Source organism: Mycobacterium sp. E735 (genome assembly GCF_001666955.1).
Taxonomy (GTDB): Bacteria; Actinomycetota; Actinomycetes; order Mycobacteriales; family Mycobacteriaceae; genus Mycobacterium.
Genome location: NZ_LZIX01000231.1, coordinates 1 through 6,119, shown reverse-complemented (window position 1 = coordinate 6,119; position 6,119 = coordinate 1). Strand labels below are relative to the sequence as shown.

Annotated in this window: 2 protein-coding genes; both read right to left on the bottom strand. The window is 67.7% G+C overall.

Going from position 1 to position 6,119, the window contains the following annotated elements; translation table 11 throughout:
• Positions 1 to 4,259 (bottom strand): non-ribosomal peptide synthetase (locus tag A5704_RS29635; RefSeq protein ID WP_156737706.1); only part of this gene is annotated, 4,259 nt, incomplete at its 3' end.
• Between the two features lie 16 nt (positions 4,260 to 4,275).
• Positions 4,276 to 6,119, bottom strand: a 1,844-nt coding sequence (locus tag A5704_RS18965) for an SDR family NAD(P)-dependent oxidoreductase (protein ID WP_156737705.1), incomplete at its 5' end; no start/stop codon positions are given.

Sequence of the window (6,119 nt, the reverse complement as noted above, 5' to 3'; positions counted from 1 at the left end):
TCCTCGCACGCTGGGCGCCCGGGCGGGTGATGGTCAACGGTTACGGCCCCACCGAAACCACCGTCTACGCCACCGGCCCCCGCCAGGCTCTGCCACGCCAACATCACCTGCACAAGCGGATGATGCGCCAACGACCGAACCGGATTAAGCCGCTCAACCAGCACCTCGAACGGCACGTCCCGATGCTCGAGGGCGGCGAGACCCTTTTCACGGGTCTGGTTCAGCAACTCCGCGACCGTGGGGTTCCCGGTGAGATCCAGCCGCAGCACCAGGGTGTTCACGAAGAAGCCGACCAATTCGTCGAGCGCGGGATCATCTCGACCGGCGGTCGGAAAGCCCAGCACTACATCGGAACTCGCGCTCAGCCGAGACAGCAACACCGCCAACGCCGCCTGAACCACCATGAAACTCGTCGCGTTGCACTCCCGGGCCACCGCACGCACCCGCTGCTGCAACCCCGCCGGCCACTCCACCGCCACCGTCGCCCCACACTGATCGGCCACCACCGGATAAGGCCGATCCGTCGGCAATACCAACCGCTCCGGCATCGCCGCCAGCGCATCCTCCCAAAACGCCAACTGCCTGCCGATCGGACCACTACCGGCATCGAGATCACCGAACTGCGCCCGCTGCCACAACGTGTAATCCGCATACTGCACCGGCAATTCACGCCAGTCGGGTGGCTGGCCGCGCTCGCGCGCCCGGTAGGCCACGCTGATGTCCCGCACCATCGGAGCCAGCGACAACCCGTCAAAGGCGATGTGGTGCAGAACGATTCCGATCACATGCCGCTCCGGGCCGACCGAGTACACCCGCACGCGAATCGGGATGTCAGTCGATAGGTCGAAGCGATGGCCGGCCAGGGCCGTCAACGCGGCGGGTATGTCCTGCTCGGGCAACGACGCCACGGCCGCGTCCCCGCCTTGCCACATACCGCTTCGGGCCGGCAACACCCGCTGGAACGGGACGCCGTCGGTATCGGGGAATATCGTGCGCAGAGACTCGTGGCGGCCGATGACGTCGTCGAGGGCCGCCCCAAGGGCCTCTACGTTCAACGGCCCGCTGATCCAAAACGCGGTGGGCATGTTGTAGGTCGCGGCGCGGTCCCGCCATTGCTCGAGGAACCAGAGCCGGCTCTGGGCGAACGACAGCGGAAGGACAGCGGGCCGGTCGCCCGCCACCAAAGGCTCGCGCTCGGCCCCGTCGTCATTGAGGTGCGGCGCCAGGAGCGCCACCGTGGGCGCGTCAAACAAGGCGCGTAACGACAGGCCGGCTTTCAATGACTTGTTGATGGCGGTGACGAGGCGCATGGCCGACAGTGAATCGCCGCCCAAGTCGAAGAACGACTCGTCGATCCCGACCCGTTCGAGGCCGAGAACCTGTGCGAAGGCGCCGGCCAGCACCTCCTCCACCGCAGTGACCGGGGCGCGAAATCGGCTGGCATCGCTGTATTCCGGCGCGGGGAGGGCTCGCGTGTCGAGTTTGCCGTTGACCGTCAGCGGCAACGCAGCCATCACCACGACCGCGGACGGCACCATGAAGCCGGGCAGCCGACCGGCCAGCGCGGCGCGCGCGTCGGCCGCGTCGATCGTGCCGGTGACGTAGCCGACCAGGCGCGGGGCGCCGGGTTGGTCTTCGCGGGTGATCACCGCGGCGTGATCCACACCGTCCAGCGCGGCCAATGCGGCGCGGACTTCGCCGAGTTCTATGCGGTATCCACGAATTTTGACCTGCTCGTCGGCGCGGCCCACATAGTGCAGTTGCCCGCTCGTGTCCCAGCGCACCAGATCCCCGGTTCGGTACATGCGCCCTCCGGGCGACCCGAACGGGCAGGCGACAAACCGCGACGCGGATAGGCCGGCCCGCCGCCAATACCCGACGGCCACGCCGCGGCCCGCGATATACAGCTCGCCAACGACATCGGCGGGAACCGGACGTAACCATTCGTCGAGGACGAACGCCGCCGCCCCGGACACCGGCGCGCCGATCGGCGGCACGCCCGAGTCCGGCGTCAACGGCGCACTTCTGGTCGCGCACACGGTGGTCTCGGTCGGGCCGTAGCCGTTGACCATAAGCCGTCCCGGTGCCCATCGATCCACGACCTCGGCCGGACACGCTTCGCCGGCCACCAGTAGCGTTGTCGCTCCGAAGTTTTCGGCGGGTAGCGCTGCCAGGGCCGAGGGGGTTTGGCTCAGCATCTCTACCCGCTCGTCGATGAGCAACGCGCGGAAGTCGTCGGGCGAGCCGGCCACCCCTTCGGGCACCACCACCAGCCGGCCCCCGAACAGCAACGCACTCCAGATCTCTTCGACAGAGGCGTCGAAGGCCAACGAATGCCACTGCGCCCAAACCAGTCCGGAAGGGTTGAGCGATCGCAGGAGCTGAGTCACGTTGTGGTGGGTGACGGCGACGCCCTTCGGAACACCGGTGGTCCCGGAGGTGTAGATGAGGTAGGCAATGTCGTCGGGTGCGGGCGGAGGCAATGCGGCACCGGGTTGAGTGGCTACGTCGGGGTGCGCGATGTCGACGACCGTCGGCTCGCACCCGTCGAGCCGCGGCCGCAGTTCCGCAGTCGTCACGACGGCGATCGGGGTGGCGTCGGTGAGCATGAACTCGATCCGCGCATCAGGCAGATCCGGATCGATCGGCAGATACGCCGCCCCGGTCTTGAGCACCGCGAGCATCGCGATGACGGCGTCGGGCGAACGGGCGAGCAGCAGAGCCACACGTTGCCCGCGGCCCGCGCCCCGACCGATCAAGAAACGGGCCAGTCGATTAGCGGCCTCGTCGAGTTCCCGGTAGGTCATCGAACGGCCTTCGAAGGTCAACGCCACCGCCGCTGGCGCTCGCGAAACCTGATCGACGAACAGCTCCGGAATCGACGCGGGCTCGGGTGCCCGCTGGGTCAGCACCGCCCGGTTGCCCCACCCATCGAGCCGCGCGTGCTCGTCGGCGCCCCATGGGTCGATCGACAGCAGCCGACGTTCGGGGTCGCCGGCCATCGCGGCCAGCACCCGCAGCAACCGTTCGGCCAGGTCTGCGACGGCGAAGCCCGCAAACAGCTCCCCGGCACCCTCGGTGCCGAACAGCAGTTGGTCACCGGCTGCGGAGAAGAACAACCCGAAGCCATCGGCGAGACCGGAATTGGTGTATGACGCCGAGGCCGCCACGCCGCCGAAGTCCAAGGCGAGCACAGCGGGAAGGAAGTTGACGCTCACCCGCTGGGCGAACTGCCGGGGGTCGCCGGAGCGTGCCTTGCGTTCCAGTGCCCGCACGGGAAAGCGCTGATGTTGCAACGCTTCACGTATTCGCGCATCGACGTGGCGGCAGAAGTCACCCACCGTGGCATCCGGCGAGAGTTTCAAAACCAGCGGAACGACGCCGGAGACCATGCCGGGAAGCGTCTTCGATTCCGGGGTGACCCGCCTGCTCACCGGGAAGTCGAGCACCACCTCCGAACCGTTGTGACTCCAGGCTCGCACCAACAGGGCGCACGCGGCGGTGATGACCGATGACCGCGGCATTTCCCAGGCGTGGGACAACTCTTCGACTCGGCGAATGACCGCGGGATCCAGCTGGACCGGCGCCGAGGAACGATATGGACCGCGCTCACCGGCACCCCGCCGCAACCACCGATCCGGTCCGTCGTCGGATGGCAGATTCTTCGACCAGTACGCCTGATCCTCGAGGTAGTCTGCCGACGCTTCGTACTCCGAGTCGCATGCGACCAGGTCCGCCAGCGAGCCGAAGAATGGGGACGGCATGGGCGCGCCCGAGATGACTGCGGAGTAGATGGTCGCGATCCGATGGCCGACGAGGGCAATGCCCGACGCGTCGGCGACGATGTGGTGACAGCAAGTGAACCAATAGAATTCGTTGACGCCCGTCTGGAAGAGCGCGAACCTGAACAGCGGTCCGGTGAAGGGCATGGGCGTGCGCTGAATCGACGCCGCGATCTCCTGGGCCTTCCGCACGGGATGATCCGAGCCGCGCAGGTCGTGGAAGGCGAGGTCAACCTCCGGGTCGTCAATCGACTGCTGCAGGACCTGGCCGTCATCCGAAAAGAATGACGTCCGAACGGGTTCGGCCTCCCGAAGCGCCCGGCGGATCGCCCACTCGAGGGGCTTGCGCTCCACGCGTCCTTCGATTTTGACGAAGAGGCCAAGTTGCCAATCGGTGCGGGACCGGCCCGTTTCCTGTGCTAGCCAGATGTCGAGCTGTCCCCGTGTCAAGGGGAGCGCGCGCTCGTCAAATTGCATCCATCACCCCCCGGAATCAGGCGACTTCCGCGGGTGCCAGTTTTTCGCACAACAGCCCCGCCAGACCACGGATCGTGATGGTCGAGATGTCGGCGGACGGGATGCGAACCCCCGTTTCGGTTTCGATGCGAGTACGTAGTTCGAGCGCACCGAGTGAGTCGAGGCCGTATCCGGACAGCGGCCGATCCGGATCCACGCTGCGACGCAGAATCAAGCTGACTTGATCGGAGATCAGTCGCCGCAGCGAGGCCGGCCACTCGTCCATGGGCAGCTCGTTGAGCTCGGCGCGGAGTTTGCTTGTGCCCGTTGCGTCGCCGACGGGGCGAAACGCCTCGGTGAACGGGCTGCGCTCGGTCAACAGCTTCAACCACGGTGCGCCCGTGATCGGCGCGTAGCCGGTGTAGGCGCGGTCGTGACGCAGCAGCGCATCGAACGCGTACGCGCCCTCCTCGGGCCCGATCGCCATGCCCGAGCTGTCCGCCAGGGCGGTGGCGCGCCCGATCCGGGCCCAGGGACCCCAGCCGATGGTGATAGCCGGCAGGCCCTGAGCCCGCATCCAGTGGGTGAAGGCGTCCAGCCAGCTGTTGGCCGCGGCGTAGGCGCCCTGGCCGGGAGAGCCCACCAGGGCGGCGGCCGACGAAAACGAGCAATACCAGTCCAACGGCTGGTCGAGCGTGGCGGTGTGGAGGTGCCACGCGCCGTGAACCTTTGGGCTCCAATCCCGCTCGACGAGTTCTGCGGTGATGTTGACCAGGGTGGCGTCGTCTACCACCGCGGCCGCGTGCAGCACACCCCGCACCGGGAGGCCGGTGGCGGTCGCGGTGGCAACCAATCGGCGCGCGGTGCCGGGTTCCGCGACGTCACCGCACTCCACCGTGACGTCGGCGCCGCTTGCCCTGATGCGCTCGACCGTTTCGATGGCATCGGGCGTCGGCTGCGAACGTGAACACAGCACGATGCGCCCGCAGCCCGCCGCCGCCATCTTCTCCGCCAAGAACAGACCAAGGCCCCCGAGGCCCCCAGTGATGAGGTAGGCGCCGTCGCGGCGGAAGACCCGGGCCTGCGCCGGCGGCACCGGCACACGTCGGACACCGCTTCTCGGTATGTCGAACACGACGTTGCCGGTCTGTCCGCCGCCCGCCATGAGACGAATCGCGTTGTCCGCGTCCGCAAGCGAGTAGTGCGTGGTGTCGGGCATCGGTAGGGCGCCGTCGGCGATCAACCGGTACACAGTGCTCAGCAGGGTGCGCACGCGATCCGGTTCGCTCGCCGACAGCAGCGCCATGTCCACGGTGTGGAATGCGATATTGTTTGCGGGGATTGGTCCCAGCCGGGCCTCCCGATGGCTGATGTCGATGAATCGGCCACCCGGCGCCAGCAATTCGAGCCCGGACCGTTGGGTGACGCCGGAGCCCGAGTTGACCACGATGTCCAAGCCGTGGCCGCCGGTGTCGCGACGGATCAGGTCGGCGAAGTCCGTGCTGTGCGAGTCGTAGACGTATCCGATCCCGCTGTCCCGCAGAAGTTGTCGGTGCGTCTCGTTGTCGGCGGCGGCGAATATGTCGGCACCCGCCGCGCGAGCCATCTCAATCGCCGCTTGCCCTACCCCTCCTGCCGCGGAGTGGATCAAGACGCGATCATCGGCCTTGACGTGGGCCAGCTCATGCAAGGCGTGATACGCGGTGGTGTGCGTGGTGGACGCCGCGGCGGCCTGGCCGTCGGAAAGCCCCGCCGGCAGGGCGACCGCCAGTCGCGCATCGCACGTGACGAAGGAACCCCAAGAGCCGCCGCCGCACAACCCTCCGACTCGATCGCCGACCGTATGGTCCGCGACGCCTGCTCCGACCGCCGTCACCGTCC